Origin of the sequence: Ensifer sp. B1-9 (assembly GCF_050474445.1) — a bacterium.
Taxonomy (GTDB): Bacteria; Pseudomonadota; Alphaproteobacteria; order Rhizobiales; family Rhizobiaceae; genus Ensifer.
On record NZ_JBCHVG010000010.1, the window covers coordinates 40,901 to 59,080 of the forward strand.

16 protein-coding genes are annotated in these 18,180 nt (G+C 63.4%); 7 read left to right on the forward strand and 9 right to left on the reverse strand.

Going from position 1 to position 18,180, the window contains the following annotated elements:
* Positions 1–212: 212 nt before the first annotated feature.
* A complete protein-coding gene (locus tag ACQ5BM_RS19230) occupies positions 213–1,367 on the forward strand; it encodes an OpgC family protein (protein ID WP_429814553.1) in 1,155 nt (384 codons plus the stop codon).
* 24 nt (positions 1,368–1,391) lie between these two features.
* Here ACQ5BM_RS19230 and ACQ5BM_RS19235 read toward each other — a convergent pair whose 3' ends face one another.
* Entirely contained in the window at positions 1,392–2,024 is a 633-nt protein-coding gene (locus ACQ5BM_RS19235; RefSeq protein WP_429814556.1) for a LysE family translocator, read from the reverse strand.
* Between the two features lie 158 nt (positions 2,025–2,182).
* Positions 2,183–3,940, reverse strand: a complete 1,758-nt coding sequence (locus ACQ5BM_RS19240) for a glucan ABC transporter ATP-binding protein/ permease (RefSeq protein WP_429814558.1) — start codon at positions 3,938–3,940, stop codon at positions 2,183–2,185.
* 380 nt (positions 3,941–4,320) lie between these two features.
* Here ACQ5BM_RS19240 and ACQ5BM_RS19245 point away from each other — a divergent pair, with 380 nt between their 5' ends.
* Positions 4,321–5,061, forward strand: coding sequence for a helix-turn-helix transcriptional regulator (locus tag ACQ5BM_RS19245; RefSeq protein WP_429814561.1), 741 nt, complete (start codon positions 4,321–4,323; stop codon positions 5,059–5,061).
* 118 nt (positions 5,062–5,179) lie between these two features.
* Positions 5,180–8,638: a pyruvate carboxylase gene (gene pyc / locus ACQ5BM_RS19250; protein ID WP_429814564.1), complete on the forward strand. Its 3,459-nt coding sequence runs from the start codon at positions 5,180–5,182 to the stop codon at positions 8,636–8,638.
* 229 nt (positions 8,639–8,867) lie between these two features.
* On the opposite strand, the gene ACQ5BM_RS19255 is transcribed toward pyc, so the two are convergent.
* The 4 genes from ACQ5BM_RS19255 to ACQ5BM_RS19270 all read right to left on the reverse strand — a co-directional run bounded on the left by ACQ5BM_RS19255 (position 8,868) and on the right by ACQ5BM_RS19270 (position 11,534).
* Entirely contained in the window at positions 8,868–9,629 is a 762-nt protein-coding gene (locus tag ACQ5BM_RS19255) for an amino acid ABC transporter ATP-binding protein (protein WP_429814567.1), read from the reverse strand.
* On the reverse strand, positions 9,626–10,306 hold the full coding sequence (locus tag ACQ5BM_RS19260) for an amino acid ABC transporter permease (RefSeq protein WP_429814570.1): 681 nt from the start codon (positions 10,304–10,306) through the stop codon (positions 9,626–9,628). The genes ACQ5BM_RS19255 and ACQ5BM_RS19260 overlap by 4 nt, the downstream gene beginning before the upstream one ends.
* A 206-nt stretch (positions 10,307–10,512) precedes the next feature.
* Positions 10,513–11,286 (reverse strand): amino acid ABC transporter substrate-binding protein, encoded by a 774-nt coding sequence (locus tag ACQ5BM_RS19265; protein WP_429814573.1) that lies wholly within the window; start codon positions 11,284–11,286, stop codon positions 10,513–10,515.
* Positions 11,283–11,534 (reverse strand): hypothetical protein, encoded by a 252-nt coding sequence (locus tag ACQ5BM_RS19270; RefSeq protein WP_429814576.1) that lies wholly within the window; start codon positions 11,532–11,534, stop codon positions 11,283–11,285. Before ACQ5BM_RS19270 ends, ACQ5BM_RS19265 begins: the two co-directional genes overlap by 4 nt.
* A gap of 24 nt (positions 11,535–11,558) precedes the next feature.
* Between ACQ5BM_RS19270 and ACQ5BM_RS19275 the strand changes: the two genes are divergently transcribed.
* The 4 genes from ACQ5BM_RS19275 to ispG all read left to right on the forward strand — a co-directional run bounded on the left by ACQ5BM_RS19275 (position 11,559) and on the right by ispG (position 15,410).
* The gene (locus tag ACQ5BM_RS19275) at positions 11,559–12,341 is read left to right on the forward strand and encodes a DeoR/GlpR family DNA-binding transcription regulator (protein ID WP_429814578.1); all 783 of its coding nucleotides are present in this window, start codon (positions 11,559–11,561) and stop codon (positions 12,339–12,341) included.
* Entirely contained in the window at positions 12,341–12,724 is a 384-nt protein-coding gene (locus ACQ5BM_RS19280; RefSeq protein ID WP_429814581.1) for a VOC family protein, read from the forward strand. Before ACQ5BM_RS19275 ends, ACQ5BM_RS19280 begins: the two co-directional genes overlap by 1 nt.
* Before the next feature lie 28 nt (positions 12,725–12,752).
* Positions 12,753–13,940 carry an MFS transporter gene (locus ACQ5BM_RS19285; RefSeq protein ID WP_429814584.1) on the forward strand — a complete coding sequence of 396 codons (1,188 nt, stop codon included), beginning with the start codon at positions 12,753–12,755 and terminating at the stop codon, positions 13,938–13,940.
* Between the two features lie 216 nt (positions 13,941–14,156).
* Positions 14,157–15,410, forward strand: a complete 1,254-nt coding sequence (gene ispG / locus ACQ5BM_RS19290; protein ID WP_429815209.1) for a flavodoxin-dependent (E)-4-hydroxy-3-methylbut-2-enyl-diphosphate synthase — start codon at positions 14,157–14,159, stop codon at positions 15,408–15,410.
* Positions 15,411–15,462: 52 nt separating this feature from the next.
* On the opposite strand, the gene ACQ5BM_RS19295 is transcribed toward ispG, so the two are convergent.
* The 3 genes from ACQ5BM_RS19295 to ACQ5BM_RS19305 form a co-directional block, all read right to left on the reverse strand.
* Entirely contained in the window at positions 15,463–16,095 is a 633-nt protein-coding gene (locus ACQ5BM_RS19295; protein ID WP_429814587.1) for a LysE family translocator, read from the reverse strand.
* A gap of 83 nt (positions 16,096–16,178) precedes the next feature.
* On the reverse strand, positions 16,179–17,234 hold the full coding sequence (gene hisC, locus ACQ5BM_RS19300) for a histidinol-phosphate transaminase (protein WP_429814590.1): 1,056 nt from the start codon (positions 17,232–17,234) through the stop codon (positions 16,179–16,181).
* A 4-nt stretch (positions 17,235–17,238) separates the two neighbouring features.
* Entirely contained in the window at positions 17,239–18,153 is a 915-nt protein-coding gene (locus ACQ5BM_RS19305) for a polyprenyl synthetase family protein (protein ID WP_429814593.1), read from the reverse strand.
* Between the last annotated feature and the right edge of the window lie 27 nt (positions 18,154–18,180).

The window sequence follows — 18,180 nt, forward strand, 5'->3', positions numbered from 1 at the left end:
GCTGAGGACTTTGATTTGCTGCATGTCTCCTTAAATCGAGGTCGATTTAAGGAGACATGCAGTATCATCCGAGCGGGATGCAGGCGGGAAGCCGCTGCACATTGTCATCTCGCTCTCGTTCATGGTGCCGGGCATCACGCGACAAGGCGAGGTGTCGGTGCCCGTTTCAACAGGGATGGGGCAGGGGCGCCAAATCCTGGAAAACGGAGCGCATGCTGCAAAAGACATTTCAGGGTGGCGTCACCCCGACGTCCGTCCGAATGGTTCCCAAGGAGCGTGACACACGCCTCGACGTGTTCAGGGCGCTGTGTCTGCTGACGATCTTCGTCAACCACGTTCCGGGACAGTATCTCGAATATCTGACGCACAAGAACTTCGGCTTTTCCGATTCCGCCGAGGCCTTCGTGCTGATCTCCGGCCTGTCGGTCGGGATCGCCTATGGCGGAAAATTCGCCGCCGGCGGACGGCTGGCGACGACGCTGAAAATCTGGCGGCGGGCGCTGGCACTTTACATCGCCCACATCATGACCAGCATCGTGACGCTGGCGATCTTCGCCGGCGGTGCGATCTATTTCGGCCGGCAGGACCTGATCGGCGAGATCAACATCCGCCCGATGGTCGAGCAGACCGAACAGGGCATCGTCGCCATGGTGCTCCTGGGGCACCAGCTCGGCTACAACAACATCCTGTCGATGTATGCGGCGCTGTTCCTGATGCTGCCGGGAATCCTCTGGCTGAACGGCGTCAGCAAGAAACTGCTGCTATTGCTGTCGGCCGCCCTGTGGCTGGCCGCAGGCATCTTCAAATTCGTGCCGTCGAACTTCCTTGACGAAGGCTATTGGTTCCTCAATCCCTGGTCCTGGCAGTTCCTGTTCGTCATCGGCATCGTCATGATGACCTTCGTGCGCGGCGGTGGAACGCTGCCGCGATGGCGCTGGCTGTTCGTCCTTTGCTGCGCCTATCTCGCGGTCTCGGCTGTCTGGGTACTCTTCTCCTTCTGGAGCATAGACTTCTCCTTCGGTCTTCCAGCGGTCCTCACCGGCTTCGACAAGACCTTCCTGTCGGGACCGCGGTTGCTGCATGTGCTGGCGCTCGCCTATGTCATCGCCGTGACGCCTCGGATCAGCAACCTTGCCAAGCTCGACAGCGATCATCCGCTCGCGGTGGTCGGGCGACATTCGCTGCCGATCTTCATCTTCGGTACGATTCTGGCGATGTCCGGCCAGGTGCTGCTGTTCGTCACCGGGCGGAACCCGATCTTCGGCAGCTTGTTCGTGCTCGTCGGCATCGGGCTGCATTTCGCCTATGCCTATTATCTCGAATGGCTGCGCGGCATTGCCACGGCAAAACCGCTGCGGGCGGCGTAGGAGAACGCCGCCCTTGCCGGGCGTCTAATTTCTCGAACCAAGGGCAAGGCGGCAGGCGAGTCCCGTGAATACGCCGGCGAGGAGGTATTGCGGCAGCTTGGGGAAACGCCTGATGCCAGCGAGTCGCGCGCGCAGATGGCTGCCAACCAGAATGACCGAGCCATTCACCAGGAAGCCGATCCCGTTCAACACGGTGGCGAGCAGAAGCATCTGCGCGACCATCGACCCGCCGTTCGGATCCACGAATTGCGGCAACAGGGCCAACACGAAGAGCGCCATCTTCGGATTGAGCAGGTTTGTCATCAGCCCCTCGCCGAAGATCCGCCTGTTTGAGAGTCGCTTGAGCGTCGAAATCGGGGAAGAACTCGACGCGTCCGCGCGGACTGTCTTGTAGGCGAGATAAAGCAGATAGGCGCAGCCCGCCCAGCGCACGATCTCGTAAGCAACGGGTACGGTGACAAAGAGCTGGGAAAGACCGAGTGCGGCGGCCAGCGCATGGCAATAGGTGCCGAGCGCGATACCGCCATAGGTGAGGAAGCCGGCCGCCCGCCCCTGACTGACGCTCCGAGAAGCGATCAGCAGCATGTCAGGACCGGGCGTGGCGGTGAGCACGAGGCTTGCCGCGGCGAAGAGTGCAATGGTGGAGATATCCGGCATTGGTGATTCCCTTGGAATTGAAGCCGGAATTCCTGTCTACCAGCATTCCCAGGAATGACAAGGCTGCTCGAAGCGACGTGTCAGAATGTCGAAAAGAAAAACCACCCGCGTTTGACTGCGGGTGGCTTGAAGTTCGTTCATTAACTTAAGCGCGCGTTCTATGCGGCCGTATGGCTCATGCGGACATCTTCGTCCGTCAGGATGCCGCTGGCGCGCAGCAGAGCTGCAAAGCGGCCGTTGCTCTGGCTAAGCTCGTTGAAGCCGCCCATCTCTACGATCTGGCCCTGATCCATGAAGATCACCAGGTCGGCCTCGCGCACCGTCGACAGGCGGTGAGCGATGATGAAGGTCGTGCGGTTCTTGCGCAGCGCATCGATCGCATCCTTGACGCGGGCCTCGGTTTCGACGTCGAGCGCGCTGGTCGCCTCGTCGAGCACCAGGATCGGCGCGTTCTTGAGGATGGCGCGGGCAATTGCCACACGTTGGCGCTCGCCGCCCGACAGGCGGTTGCCGCGTTCGCCGACCACCGTATCGTAGCCGCCCGTCCGGCTCTCGATGAAGTCGCAGGCGGCGGCCGCTTCGGCGGCAGCCATGACTTCCTCGATCGTCGCATCATCACGGCCGAGACGGATGTTGTCCGAGATCGAGCGGTTCATCAGGCCCGCATCCTGGAAGACGGTGGCGATCGAACGGCGCAGCGACTTGCGGGTTACCTTCGAGATATCGTTGCCGTCGATCAGGATCTGGCCATCGCGCGGGTCATGAACGCGCTGCAGCAGGTTGACGAGCGTCGTCTTGCCGGCACCTGTCGGGCCGACGATGGCGATCGTCTGGCCGGCCTTGGCCGTGAACGAGACGTTGTGCACGCCCTGGTTCGTGTTGGCAAAGTCGAAGAAGACGTTGCGGAACTCGACTTCACCGACGACAGGCGGCAGTTCGGTCGCACCCGCCGGCTCGTCGCGTTCGCGGACGGCGTCTTCGAGGTTGAAGAAGTCCTCGAGCTTGGCGCGGGCTTCGAAGATCTGCGTCACGAAGGCCTTCATCTGGTCGAGGCGGCCAATCAGCAGGTTGGCAAAGCCGATGAAGGCAATGACCTCACCGACGCCGAGCTCGCCGCGCTGTACCAGCACGGTACCGATGACGAGGATCGCCATCATCGAAATGGTGGAGGCGACGCGGTTCAGCGCGCTCGCCAGTGCCCACCAGTCGAGCACCGGGAACTGGGCGGAGATCAGCCGCTCGGTGAACTTCTTCAGCTCGCGGGTTTCGGCCTCGATGCGGTTGTAGCTGTGCACGACCGAGACGTTGCTGATGGCGTCGGAGACGTGGGAGAAGACCGTATGGTAATGGTTCTCGACCGAGGCCTGGCCTTCCTTGGTACGGCTCATGACGACCTTGCTGATCACCACGTAGAGCGCGCCGAGCACGACGAGCACGAGCGAGAGGCGAACGTCCATCGAAAAGGCGGTCGGAACGAGCAGCACGAGCGCCACGGCAGTCGCCAGATGCTGGCGCATGAACTCGAGCCAGAGGCCGAAGAGGGTTTCGCAGGCGCGCAGCAGCGTGTGCAGCGCGTTGGACGTGCCGCGCTGGCTATGCCAGGCGAGCGGCATGGAAACGATACGGCCGAAGGCTTCCGTCAGGAGCGTGGCGCGGCGGCCATGGGCCAGCCGGTCCGCCTCGCGGGCGACGAGCACGAAGGCGACGGTGTTGAACACGCCGAGACCTGCCCACATGAGCAGCATCGGCGTGACTTCGCCCTTCGACGAAATGGCGTCGATGATGCGCCCGAACAGGATCGGTTCGGCAATCGTGATGATGGCCAGAACGACGTTGGCGAGGACGATCGCCGAGACACGAAACTTGTGAGCCGCAAGATACTGGAGCGCTCTTGCATACACTTGGAACAATGACACTGTCTCACCCCTTCCGGGTACCGGATTTGGCGCCGCAGACTTTCCGCGGCGGATGCACCCGCGTCCTCGATGTACGGTTGGCGGGCCTTGGTCCGCCGCTGTACATTCGGGGCCGCGCTGAGACGGTCTTAGACGGCAAGGGAGGCCGTAGCCGGACGTATGGACAGCCACTCGTTTTCCCGTTTCGCTCGCAACCGAAGCTTGGCGAGAATATTCATAGTCTGCTATCTATCGTGCCAACTCCGATTTCTTGCATATTTCGCATAAGACCGAGCGTGGTATGACGGATTATCGCGGGTGCAACATGAATGGTCGCTGAACGGTGCCTTTATGTCCGGATTCGGAAATGCGACCATATGCATCTACCTGGAAGGTGATCCATGAACATTACGCTGCTCGTACAGTTTCTCGCGCTTCTGGAGGAGATGAAGACTCGCGAGGAGATCATTCCGGAGTTCGAGCGCCTGCTCGATCGCTGCGGCTTCGACTTCTACGGCGTCGTCCGGCAACCGAAGCCGCATGACAATCCGCTGCGGCTGCTGCTCGCCGGTCGCTGGCCGGAAGGCTGGCCGCAGATCTACATCCGCAAGAAGTTCGTGGTGATCGATCCGACCATCCGCTATCTCGGTCATGCGCAGCGGGGTTTTCGCTGGCGCGACACGCTGTTTGCCTTCCGCTCCGATCCGCATCGCAAGCGCATGGAAAGCATGATGATCGAGGCCCGCAACCACGGCCTCTACGATGGCTATATCTTCCCGGTGCACGGCCGGCGCGGCCTGCTCGGCAATCTGACGGTCGGCGGTCGTGTCGTCGAACTGAGCCCGGTCGAGATCAGCCTGTTCGATGCCATCGCCAAGCGGCTGTTCTGGAAGCTGCTGGAACTGAGCGATCCCGAGGTTTCGGCCGAGCTCGGCTCGCGCGTCGAGGTCCAGATGACGCGGCGCGAAATGGAAGCGCTCAACTATCTCGCCGACGGCATGACTTCGAACGACATCGGCAAGGTGCTCGACATTTCGAGCCACACGGTCGACTGGTACATGAACGGCATCCAGGAGAAACTGAAGGGCAAGAACCGCCATCATGTCGTGGCGATCGCCTTCCGGCTCGGGTTGATCTCCTAAAGGCAAAGGCGTTCGGTTTCCTGTCGCATCTGAAATTGCGCTCTGCTCGGTGACTCGCTAATACTTTATTTCGCGGGTGCAGCATTTCCCGCAATTTCAAGTCATTGAGGAGACCGACTTGCCTATCTCGAAGATCCTTGTTGCCAACCGTTCTGAAATTGCCATCCGCGTTTTCCGCGCTGCAAACGAACTCGGTCTGAAAACGGTCGCGATATGGGCAGAAGAGGACAAACTGGCACTGCACCGCTTCAAGGCGGACGAAAGTTATCAGATCGGCCGCGGCCCGCACCTTGCCCGTGACCTCGGTCCGATCGAAAGCTACCTGTCGATCGACGAGGTGATCCGCGTCGCCAAGCTTTCCGGCGCCGATGCCATCCATCCGGGCTACGGCCTGCTTTCGGAAAGCCCGGAATTCGTCGATGCCTGTGACGCGGCCGGCATCACCTTCATCGGCCCGCGGCCGGAGACGATGCGCCAGCTCGGCAACAAGGTCGCCGCGCGCAACCTCGCCATTTCCGTCGGCGTGCCGGTCGTGCCGGCCACCGATCCGCTGCCGGACGACGAGAAGGAAATCCACCGCCTTGCCGCCGAGATCGGCTATCCGGTCATGCTCAAGGCCTCCTGGGGCGGCGGCGGACGCGGCATGCGCGCCATCCGCGACCCGAAGGACCTGATCCGCGAGGTGACGGAAGCCAAGCGCGAGGCGAAGGCCGCCTTCGGCAAGGACGAAGTCTATCTCGAAAAGCTGGTCGAACGCGCCCGCCACGTCGAAAGCCAGATCCTCGGCGATACCCACGGCAATGTCGTGCATCTCTTCGAGCGCGACTGCTCGATCCAGCGCCGCAACCAGAAGGTCGTCGAGCGCGCGCCGGCGCCCTATCTCTCGGACGCGCAGCGTCAGGAGCTTGCCAACTATTCGCTGCAGATCGCGCGTGCGACCAACTATGTGGGCGCCGGCACGGTCGAGTACCTGATGGATGCCGACACCGGCAAATTCTACTTCATCGAGGTGAACCCGCGCATCCAGGTCGAACACACCGTCACCGAAGTGGTGACCGGCATCGACATCGTCAAGGCGCAGATCCACATCCTCGACGGCGAGGCGATCGGCACGCCGGCATCGGGCGTACCTGGCCAGGCGGACATCCACCTCAACGGCCACGCGCTGCAGTGCCGCATCACCACTGAAGATCCGGAGCAGAACTTCATCCCGGACTATGGCCGCATCACCGGCTATCGTTCGGCGGCCGGCTTCGGTATTCGTCTCGATGGCGGTACCGCCTATACCGGCGCTTACATCACCCGCTACTACGACCCGCTGCTGGTCAAGGTCACGGCTTCGGGCAGCACGCCGGCGGAGGCGATCAGCCGCATGGACCGGGCGCTGCGCGAATTCCGCATCCGCGGGGTCGCGACCAACCTCACCTTCCTCGAGGCGATCATCGGCCACGAGCAGTTCCGCAACAACACTTACACCACCCGCTTCATCGACACGACGCCGGAACTGTTCCAGCAGGTGAAGCGCCAGGACCGCGCGACGAAGCTCTTGACCTATCTGGCCGACGTCACCGTCAACGGCCATCCGGAGGCAAAGGGCCGCCCGAAGCCGCCGGCGGACGCGGCCAAGCCCGTCGTGCCGTTCATCCAGGGAGACATTCCCGCCGGCACCAAGCAGAAGCTCGACGAACTCGGCCCGAAGAAGTTCGCCGAGTGGGTGCGTGGCGAAAGCCGGGTGTTCCTGACAGATACGACGATGCGCGACGGCCACCAGTCGCTGCTCGCGACCCGCATGCGCACCCACGACATCGCCCGCGTCGCCGGCACCTATGCCCGCGCGCTGCCGCAGCTCTTCTCGCTGGAATGCTGGGGCGGTGCGACTTTCGACGTGTCCATGCGCTTCCTCACCGAAGATCCGTGGGATCGGCTGGCCCGCATTCGCGAGGATGCGCCGAACCTGCTCCTGCAGATGCTTCTGCGTGGCGCTAACGGCGTCGGCTACAAGAACTACCCCGACAACGTCGTGAAGTATTTCGTCCGCCAGGCGGCGAAGGGCGGCATCGACGTCTTCCGCGTCTTCGACTGCCTCAACTGGGTCGACAACATGCGCGTGTCGATGGAGGCCGTTGCCGAAGAGAACCGCATCTGCGAAGCGGCGATCTGCTACACCGGCGACATACTGAACTCGGCGCGCCCGAAATACGATCTCAAGTATTACACGGCGCTGGCAGCCGAGCTCGAAAGGGCCGGCGCGCACATGATCGCCGTCAAGGACATGGCGGGCCTGTTGAAGCCGGCGGCGGCGCGCGTGCTCTTCAAGGCGCTGCGCGAGGCGACGGATCTTCCGATCCATTTCCACACGCACGATACCTCGGGCATCGCGGCCGCGACCGTGCTCGCCGCCGTCGATTCCGGCGTCGATGTCGTCGATGCGGCGATCGACGCCTTGTCCGGCAACACCTCGCAGCCTTGCCTCGGCTCGATCGTCGAGGCGCTTCGCGGCTCGGAGCGTGATCCGGGTCTCGACCCCGAATGGATCCGCCGCATCTCCTTCTATTGGGAAGCGGTGCGTTACCAGTACGCCGCCTTCGAAAGCGACCTCAAGGGGCCGGCATCGGAGGTCTACCTGCACGAAATGCCGGGCGGCCAGTTCACCAACCTCAAGGAACAGGCCCGTTCGCTCGGTCTCGAAACCAAGTGGCACCGCGTCGCCCAGGCCTATGCCGACGCCAACCAGATGTTCGGCGACATCGTCAAGGTGACGCCGTCCTCGAAGGTCGTCGGCGACATGGCGCTGATGATGGTCTCCCAGGACCTGACCGTTGCCGACGTCGAGAACCCGGCGAAGGACATCGCCTTCCCGGATTCGGTCGTGTCGATGCTGAAGGGCGATCTCGGCCAGCCCCCGGGCGGCTGGCCGGAAGCGCTGCAGAAGAAGGCGCTGAAGGGTGAGAAGGCCTACACCGCCGTTCCGGGCTCGCTGCTGCCGCCGGCCGATCTCGATGCGGAGCGCAAGGCGATCGAGGACAAGCTCGAGCGCAAGGTCGACGACTTCGAGTTTGCCTCCTACCTGATGTATCCGAAGGTCTTCACCGACTATGCGGTCGCCGCCGACACCTACGGTCCGGTCAGCGTCCTGCCGACGCCGGCCTATTTCTACGGGCTGGCGCCGGGCGAGGAGTTGCAGCCGGAGATCGAGAGGGGCAAGTCGCTGGTGATCCTGCATCAGGCGAAGAGCGAGCCGGACGAGAAGGGCATGGTCAAGGTGTTCTTCGAACTGAACGGCCAGCCGCGCCTGATCAAGGTACCGGACCGCAACCGCAGTGCCGCCAGCGCCGTGCGCCGCAAGGCGGAGGGCGGCAATGCCGCCCACCTCGGCGCGCCGATGCCGGGCGTCATCTCGACCGTCGCCGTTGCCGCCGGTCAGGCGGTCAAGGCCGGCGACGTGCTGCTCTCGATCGAAGCGATGAAGATGGAGACGGCGTTGCACGCCGAGAAGGACGGCACGATCGCCGAGGTGCTGGTGCGCGCCGGCGACCAGATCGACGCCAAGGATCTGCTGATCGTCTTCGACGCCTGAGGGCTTCTGCTCTATAAACAGAAACGGCCGGGTTTTTGCCCGGCCGTTTTTTGTTTTGCGAGGCTGCTGCAGAAGTGGTCGGCTCGGCCCATCCCTCAGTCATCTCTCCGAACAGGTGTTGGCCATCTCCCCGGACTGAACATCAAGCCCGAGGATGACGATCGAGAGGGATGCCGCTTTCCTTCTGCGACCAGACGTGGCCGGGCAAACCGGTCGCCTGACCCTGCCTTCAAATCTCGTAGTCGTGCGGGGCGCTGAGCGAGGCGATGAACCTTTTGGTGCGTTCGCGTTCGGGGGCCGAGAAGATCGTCTTCGGCGCACCGCTTTCGACGATGACGCCGCCATCGAGGAAGATCACCTTATCGGCGACGCGCGAGGCAAGCCTGAGGTCGTGGGTGGCCATCACCATGGTCGTGCCCTCGCGGGCAAGCCGGCTCAGGACCTCGACGACCTCCTCGGCCAGTTCCGGATCGAGCGCCGAGGTCGGCTCGTCGCAGAGCAGCACGCGCGGCGAAGGGGCAAGCGCCCGGGCGATCGCGACACGCTGCTGCTGGCCGCCCGAAAGCGTCGCCGGCCAGGCATTGGCCTTGTGCGCCATGCCGACCTTTTCCAGGAGTTCCATCGCGCGCATCTTCGCTCGGTCGGCCGGCCACTTCAGCACGGTGACGAGGCCTTCCATGACGTTGCCGAGGGCAGTCTGGTGCGGGAAGAGCTGGAAATTCTGGAACACCATGCCGGTCTGCCGTCGCAGCCGCTGGATCGCCGCCCAGCCGATCTTGTGGCCGGGAGAGAACTCGATCTTCTCTTCGCCGAGGCGGATCGAACCGGAGGTCGGGGTCTCCAAGAGATTGATGCAGCGCAGAAGCGTGCTCTTGCCACCACCGGACGGGCCGACCAGCGCCGTCACCGTGCCCTCGGCGAGCGCCACGGAGATATCCTTCAGCACGAGATTGTCGCCGAAGCGCTTTTCGATGTGGGAGAGCTCGATCATGCGCGTGCCTCCAGGAAGCCGCCATAGCGGGCGAAGCGGCGCTCCAGCCGCACTTGCAGGGCGGAGAGCACGGAGCTCATGGCAAGATAGATCAGCGCCGCCTCGATATAGAGGATCAGCGGCTCGTAGGTGGTGGCGACGATGCGTTGCGCGGTCTGGAACATCTCCGGCACGGTGATCGCCGCGGCAAGCGACGTATCCTTCACCAGCGAGATGAAGGTGTTCGAGAGCGGCGGCACGGCGACGCGTGTCGCCTGCGGCAGGATGGTGCGGCGCATCGCCTGGCTCCAGCTCATGCCGATGGAGTAGGCTGCTTCCCATTGCCCGCGCGGCACCGACGAGATGACGGCGCGGATGATTTCGGACGAATAGGCGCCGACGTTCAAGGAGAAGCCGATGAGGGCGGCGGTGAAGGCATCGAGCAGGATACCGGCGCTGGGGAGCCCGTAGAAGATCACGAAGAGCTGGACGAGCAACGGCGTGCCCCGGATCACCCAGACGTAAAAGCGCGCGATCAAGGAAACCGGGATTGGCCCGAAGAGACGGGCCACCGCCGTGACGAGGCCGAGGATCAGACCGAAGATGAAGGAAAGCAGGGTCAGCGGGATGGTAAAGGTCAGGCCGGCCCAGAGCAGGGACGGCAGAGATTCCAGCATCAGTGGGAGCCAGGTGGTCAAGGGCGGGCCTTTCAAAAAGCGCGATCCGCCCCGGGGTCCGGAACGGATCGCGATTCATACTGCATAATCCCTTGGATCGAAATCGATTAACGGCGGAGATTAGGCAGCGAGTCCGAAGTGTTACAGGGTCCTTCGCGCGTCATCCCTGACGCGCCGCTGTAACCAGATTGGCCGGCGGGGAAACCGGCCGCAGCGTCGGTCGGAGCTTACTTCGACACGTCCGCACCAAAATACTTCTGCGAGATCTTGTCATAGGTGCCGTCGGCCTTGATCTCGACGAGCGCCTTGTTGATCGCCTCCAGGAGTTCCGGCTCATCCTTGCGGATGATGATGCCGGAGAAGTCGGCATCGGCCTGCTCGGCGGCAATCTTCACCGGTGCATCGGGCTTCTTCTTCTTGAAGTCGAGGAAGGAGAGGCTGTCGTTGATCGTCGCATCGGCGCGGCCGGTCAGCACGAGCTGGATCGATTGGTCGAAGCCGTCGGTGCCGACGAGTTCGGCGCCGGATGCGGTCGCAAGCTTGCCGAAGTTGCTGGTCAGCGACTGGGCCGACTTCTTGCCCTTGAGATCGGCGAAGTCCTTGATCTCCTCGTTGTCGGTCTTGACGATCAGCACGGCCTTCGAGGCGATGTAGGGCTCGGAGAAGTCGTACTTCTTCTTGCGCTCCTCGGTGATGCCGACCTGATTGATGACCGTGTCGTAGCGGTTGGCGTCGAGGCCGGCGATCAGGCCATCCCACTTGCCCTCGAGGAATTCAGCCTTGACGCCGAGCTTTTCGGCGACCGCCTGGCCGATCTCGACGTCGAAGCCGACGAGTGTGCCGGAGGCGTCGTGATAGGTGAAGGGAGCATAGGTGCCCTCGGTGCCGATCTTTAGCACACCGGCAGACTTGATCGCATTGAGGTTGTCACCGGCTTCGGCGGAAGCAAGGGCGGCAACCTGCATCAGAGCAGCGGCAAACAGCGTGGGGAGGAGTTTCATCGTGATTTTCCATCTTCTTTCTGGTCCGGCCCGTCGTCCGGATTGAGCGGACAATCGCATAAAAGATCGGCGATCTGAGCGTATAAAACACCAATTCCCGCGCGTTTTGATGAAGATTTTTCCCCAAAACGGGGCTGGCCGCACCCAAAAGGCACGGTTTTCCGGAAATCCCAGCCCATTCTGATTTGGCTGTCCTGCGCACTTGAAATCGGTTTCAAAAGTCGATATGCACATTTATAGCGATTCATGCACGTTTATGCACGATTGATGAAATGTCAGGCGAACTTCTACTTCGTGAGCGAAAGACGCTGATCCAGGAACGGCTGAAGGCCAACGGCCGGGTGCTGGCTGTCGATCTTGCTGCCGAGTTCAACGTCTCCGAGGACACGATCCGCCGCGACCTCAGGGAAATGGCGGCGGCGGGCCTTTGCGAGCGGGTCTATGGCGGCGCTCTTCCGGTCGCTCCGGCGGCGCACACCACCCTGAGCGAGCGCGTTGCCATGGCGCCGGAGCGCAAGGCAGCGCTCGCCCGCGCGGCCGTCGGCCTGATCGCACCGGGCATGACGGTGTTTCTCGATGCAGGGTCGACCAACCTCGCCATCGCGCAACTGATCGAGCCGGACCTGACGGTCACCGTCGTCACCAATACGCCGCTGATTGCCGCGGCGCTGATGGAAAAACCAGGCGTCGACCTCATCTTGCTGGGCGGGCCACTCAACCGCGCGGTCGGTGCGGCCGTCAGCGCGCGGGCACAGCGCGATGCGGAATTGCTCAGACCCGATCTCTGCTTTCTCGGCACCTGCGGCGCCGATGCCGCGGCGGGCCTGACGGCGATCCATTTCGAAGACGCGGAATTCAAGCGGTTGATTGCGTCGCGCAGCCGGCGCCTTGTGGTCGCCATTACCAGCGACAAACTCGGGACGGCGGCCGCGCACGGGATCGTCGACATCGACGACAGGGTGGTGTTGGTGCTGGAGGCGGACGCTCCGGCGGAGCACCGTGCTGCATTCGAGGCGACGGGCGCGGACGTCATGATGGCCAGAGGGACCCGATGATGACGATCGCCCATGTAGCGCTGTGGACCCGGGACCTCGATGCGATCGCCGGCTTCTGGTCGACGTTCTTCGGGGCCGAAGTCGGCGATGTCTATGAAAGTCGGCGGCGGCCGGGCTTTCGTTCGCGCTTCCTGGCGCTCGGCGACGGACCGGCGATCGAGATCATGGAAGGCCCGTGGGTTGCGCCGGGCGATCCCAAGGAAGAGCGCACGGGCCTTGCCCATGTAGCGCTTTCGCTCGGCACCGAGCAGGCGGTCGATGCCATGGCCGCGCGCGCTGAAGTCCAGGGCCTGCTGGTGGCAAAGCCGCGCTGGACCGGCGACGGCTTCTACGAGGCGGTCCTATGTGACCCCGATGGCAATCTGATCGAAATCACAGTTTGAGCCGGACGACCGGCACAGAGGCAAGACCATGGACCAACGTTCTCCCACCGCGACCGTCCGCCAGGGCTACATGACCCGCAACCGGCTGGCCGTTTCGTTGCTCTTCCTGATGAACGGCTTCGTCACCGGAAGTTGGGCGCCGAAGATCCCCGAATTCAAGGACCGGCTCGGCATCAGCGAAAGCGTGCTCGGCCTCCTGATCCTGATGTTCGGCATCGGCTCGCTGGTGCTGATGCCGATTGCCGGCGGTTATATTGCCCGCGTCGGCTCACAGAAGGTGGTGAAGGTCACAGCGATTATCCTGTCACCCTTGCTTTTGCTCCTCACGCTCGTTCCGAATGTCTGGGCGGCGGCCGTCGGCATGTTCGTGCTCGGTGGTTTCGTCGGCGCCATGGATGTCGCCATGAACGCCAATGCCGTCGAGGTCGAAAAGTCGATGCGCCGGGCGATCATGTCCTCCTGCCATGCCTATTGGAGCCTTGGTGGCCTGATCGGCGCCGGCATCGGCGGTTTCCTGATGGCGCATTTCGGCGTGCTGCCGCATGTCTTCGTCGTCACCGTGATCTGCCTGACGCTGATCGCGATTGCCTGGCCGATGATCTTTGCCGACAAGCCGCATCCGGCTGCCGCGAAGGAAAAACTGCGCCTGCCGATGACGCCGCTTCCCTGGCTGATCGGCATCATGGCGCTGTTCTCGATGGTGCCCGAGGGCACGGTTCTCGACTGGGGCGCGCTCTATCTGCGCAACGAGCTCGGCGCCTCGGTGGAGCTTTCCGGCTTCGGCTTCGCCGCCTTCTCGGCCACCATGGCAATCATGCGCTTTGCCGGTGACCTTGTGCGCGATCGTTTCGGCGCCAAGCGAACCTTGCGCATTTGTACGGTCACCGCGCTTGTCGGCATGATCCTCGCGGGCATTGCGCCAAACGCCTACATCGCCATTCTCGGCTTCGCCATCGCCGGTATCGGCATTTCAAACATGGTGCCGATCGCCTTTTCGGCCGCCGGCAACATGCCGGGCCTGCAGCCGGGCATCGGCCTCTCGGTCGCGACCTTCATGGGCTATTCGGGCATGCTGTTCGCGCCATCGGTGATCGGCTTCGTCGCCGAGCATACGGGCTTTGCCATCGTCTTCACCTCGGTGCCGGTGCTCTTCATCGTCGTGCTGCTGTTGTCTCACAATGCGGTGCACGCGGATCACGCCAAAGGGCACTCGTGATCTGTTGAGCCACGGACGAGCGTGTTCTGTGCAGGCCGGATGAGGGGCCTCTGGCGCAAGCCCGCCATCAAATCGCCGTCAGGGCATGATGTCGCCGTTGACAAGCAGGCTTTCCTCATCCACCTGATGGGCGAAAAGCCGGAGCTTGATTACGGAAAGCGTTGCGATATTCGCACGCGACCCGCTCCGCCTGAGATGACCCACGAAGAGGCCTTCATGTCTTCCGCCTTCGATTTCGAGCCGCAGCCCCGCCGTGCCTCCGTCGCCGTCGATGTCGGCGGCGTGATCGTCGGGGGCGGCGCACCGGTCGTGGTTCAGTCGATGACCAACACCGACACGGCCGATATCGATGCGACCGTGGCCCAGGTGGCCGCTCTCCACAAGGCCGGCTCGGAACTGGTGCGCATCACCGTCGACCGCGACGAAAGTGCTGCCGCCGTGCCGAAGATCCGCGAGCGGCTCGAGCGCCTCGGTCTCGATGTGCCGCTCGTCGGCGACTTCCACTATATCGGCCACAAGCTGCTTGCCGATCATCCGGCCTGCGCCGAGGCGCTTGCGAAGTACCGCATCAATCCGGGCAATGTCGGCTTCAAGGACAAGAAGGACAAGCAGTTCGCCGAGATCGTCGAGATGGCGATCCGCTACGACAAGCCGGTGCGCATCGGCGTCAACTGGGGCTCGCTCGACCAGGAACTCCTGACGCGGCTGATGGACGAGAACCAGGCGAACGGTTTTCCGCTGACGGCCCAGCAGGTGACGCGCGAAACGATCGTCCAGTCGGCGCTGCTCTCGGCGGATCTTGCCGAGGAAATCGGCCTGCCGCGCAACCGCATCATCCTCTCGGCCAAGGTTTCCGGCGTTCAGGACCTGATCGCCGTTTACGCCATGCTGTCGGCCCGCTCCGACCACGCGCTGCATCTCGGCCTCACCGAGGCCGGCATGGGCACCAAGGGCATCGTCGCCTCCTCCGCCTCGCTTGGCATCCTGATGCAGCAGGGCATCGGCGACACGATCCGCATTTCGCTGACGCCGGAGCCCGGCGGCGACCGCACCCGCGAGGTGCAGGTGGCGCAGGAACTGCTGCAGGTCATGGGTTTCCGCCAGTTCATTCCCGTCGTTGCGGCTTGTCCCGGCTGCGGGCGCACGACGTCGACCGTGTTCCAGGAACTCGCCCAGAAGATCCAGGACGATATTCGCCGCAACATGCCGGTATGGCGCGAGAAATATCCCGGCGTCGAGGGCCTGAAGGTCGCGGTCATGGGCTGCATCGTCAACGGTCCCGGCGAAAGCAAACATGCCGATATCGGCATCTCGCTCCCCGGTACCGGCGAAATGCCGGCTGCGCCCGTGTTCATCGATGGCCAGAAGGCGATGACGCTGCGCGGTCCGAACATCGCCGCCGACTTCGAGACACTCGTTTCCGACTATATCGAGAAGCGCTATGGCCGCGGCCAGGCGGCTGCCGAGTAAACGGGTTCGCCCGGGGCAATCCGACGCCGGACGGCCTCGGAGCTAAAGCCCGCTACGTCAGCAGTTTCAGCCCGGCAAAGGCGAAGAAGCCGGCCATCAGGCTCTCGATCAGCCGCTTGGACCTGAGATAGGCGCGGTGCACCGGCGAAAGCGAGAACACGATCGCGAAGCCGCAGAAGGTCATCAGGCCGAGGACCATGCAGCCGCCGATGAAGGTGGCGGTGACGCCGACCGGCGCCCCCTCCGGCATGCCGAGCGAGACCAGCATGATCCAGGAAAAGATCGCCTTGGGGTTGGTCAGGTGGATGCCGAGCCCCTTGAGATAGAGCCGCTTCAACGATGTCTGCACTTTCGCGGTCGGCACGATCGCGCCCCTGTCGCTGCACATGGCGGCGCGCAGCGCGTTATAGGCGAGCCAGAAGAGATAGCAGGCGCCGGCGATTTTCAGGATGATGATCGCATGGCCATAGGCGCGGATCAGCGCCGAGAGGCCGGAAGCCGTCAGCATCGCCCAGGTGTAGCTGCCGGTGAGCACGCCGAAGGCAAGCGCCAGGCCGGCCTTGCGCCCCTGGCTGACGGAGGTGGTGATGATCGCCAGGATCGCCGGTCCCGGTGAGGCTGTCCCGATCAGATAGGCGGTCCAGGCGATGAGCAACTGCGGCAGATAGGGTGTCGGGTCGAACATGCGAAAAAGCTCCGGCTCGATCGCCGGAAGCTAGTTCAGTTCATCGCCTGTTTGAAACAGCGAAATGTCACCGAGACAAGATCTCAGAGGATCTCGTCGAGTGCTTCGATCAGGCGTGCGCATTCCTGATCAGTGCCGACGGTGATGCGTAGGAAATCGCCGATGCGCGGCTTGGCGAAGTGGCGCACCAGCACGGCGCGCTCGCGCAGCGCCTTCATCAGCGTTTCGCCGCTATGGCCGGGGTGGCGCGCGAAAACGAAGTTTGCCGACGAAGGCAGCACCTCGAAACCCCGCTGGGCGAGATCCGCGGTGAGGTGCTCGCGGGAGGCGATGATTCTGGCGCGGGTTTCCTCGAACCAGGCTTCGTCCTCGATCGCGGCGATGGCACCGGCCTGGGCCGGGCGGCCGAGCGGATAGGAGTTGAAGCTGTCCTTGACGCGCTCCAGCGCCTCGATCAGCGGGCGCTGGCCGATGGCGAAACCGACGCGCAGGCCCGCAAGCGCGCGCGACTTGGAGAAGGTCTGGACGACCAGCAGATTCTCGTACTTCGAAACCAACGCTGCTGCCGATTGGCCGCCGAAGTCGACATAGGCTTCGTCGATGACGACGGGCTGATCGGGGTGGCTCGCGACGAGCCGCTCGATTTCCGAAAGCGGCAGGCCGATGCCGGTCGGCGCGTTCGGGTTCGGCAGGATGATCGCGCCGCAGGGCCGGTCGTAATCGGCGAGATCGATCTCGAAGCGATCGTTCAGCGGCACCTCGATCGTGTCGATCTCGAAGAGCCGCGCATAGGTCGAATAGAAGCTGTAGGAAATATCGGGGTAAAGCAGCGGCGCGTCGTGCTTGAGCAGGCCGGCGAAGATATGCGCCAGCACCTCGTCCGAGCCGTTGCCGACGAAGACTTCTTCCGCCGTCACGCCAAAGCGCGCGGCGATCGCCTGGCGGAGCTTCAGCGCCAGCGGATCGGGATAAAGGCGCAGATCGCTGCTTGCCGCGGCGTTGATCGCGTCGAGCACCTTCTCAGAGGGGCCGTAGGGACATTCATTGGTGTTGAGCTTCACCAGATTGGCGATACGCGGCTGCTCGCCCGGAACATAGGGCTTGAGCTTCGAGACGATCGGCGACCAGTATTTGCTCACGAGCTTAGCTCCTGCGGTTGGCGATGAAGTGGGCGGTTTCGACGAGAATGGCGGAGCGCTCGCCATAGGGCTCGAGCAGAGCTTCGGCTTCTGCGACCAGTTGCTCCAGCCGTTCTTCCGCCCAGGCCTGGCCATGCAGCGCGACGAGCGTGCCCTTGCCGCGGGCGGCGTCTTTGCCGGTTGCCTTGCCCATGGTCGCCGCATCGGCGGTGAGATCGAGCAGGTCGTCGGCAAGCTGGAAGGCGAGGCCGATCTTTTCGCCGAAGCTGCGAAGCCGCGCCCGGTCGTCTTTCGACGCGCCGGCGACAATCGCACCGGCCTCGCAGCCGAAGCGGATGAGAGCGCCCGTCTTCATCGCCTGTAGCGTGACAATGCCGGCTTCGTCGGGTGGCGACTTTTCCGCGGCAAGATCGAGCGCCTGACCGCCGGCCATTCCACCGTGGCCCGCGGCCCGTCCGAGCGCCAGGATCAGTTCCACCTTTTGGGCATCCGGCAGTGGTGTTTCAGGCGCCGCGATGATGTCGAAGGCGAAGGTCAGCAGACTGTCGCCGGCGAGGATCGCCGTCGCCTCGTCGAAGGCCTTGTGCACCGTCGGCTGGCCACGCCTGACATCGTCGTCGTCCATCGCCGGCAGGTCGTCATGGACGAGGGAATAGCAATGCACGCATTCGAGCGCCGCGCCGACGCGCAAGGATGCATCGATACCGCCGCCGAGAAGATCGGCACACTCGATCACCAGGAAGGGGCGCAGCCGCTTGCCGCCGTTCAGTACCCCGTGGCGCATGGCGGCGAGCAGGTTTGCCGGCCGGGCGATCTCATCGACCTCCGTCGTCGAGCCGAGCAGGCGCTCAAGCAAAGCTTCGACGGCGCGGGCATTGCCGGCGAGGCGACGGGTGAAAGGCGATGTGTCCTGGCTCATGCGCGCTCTTTGGCATGGGCGAAGAGG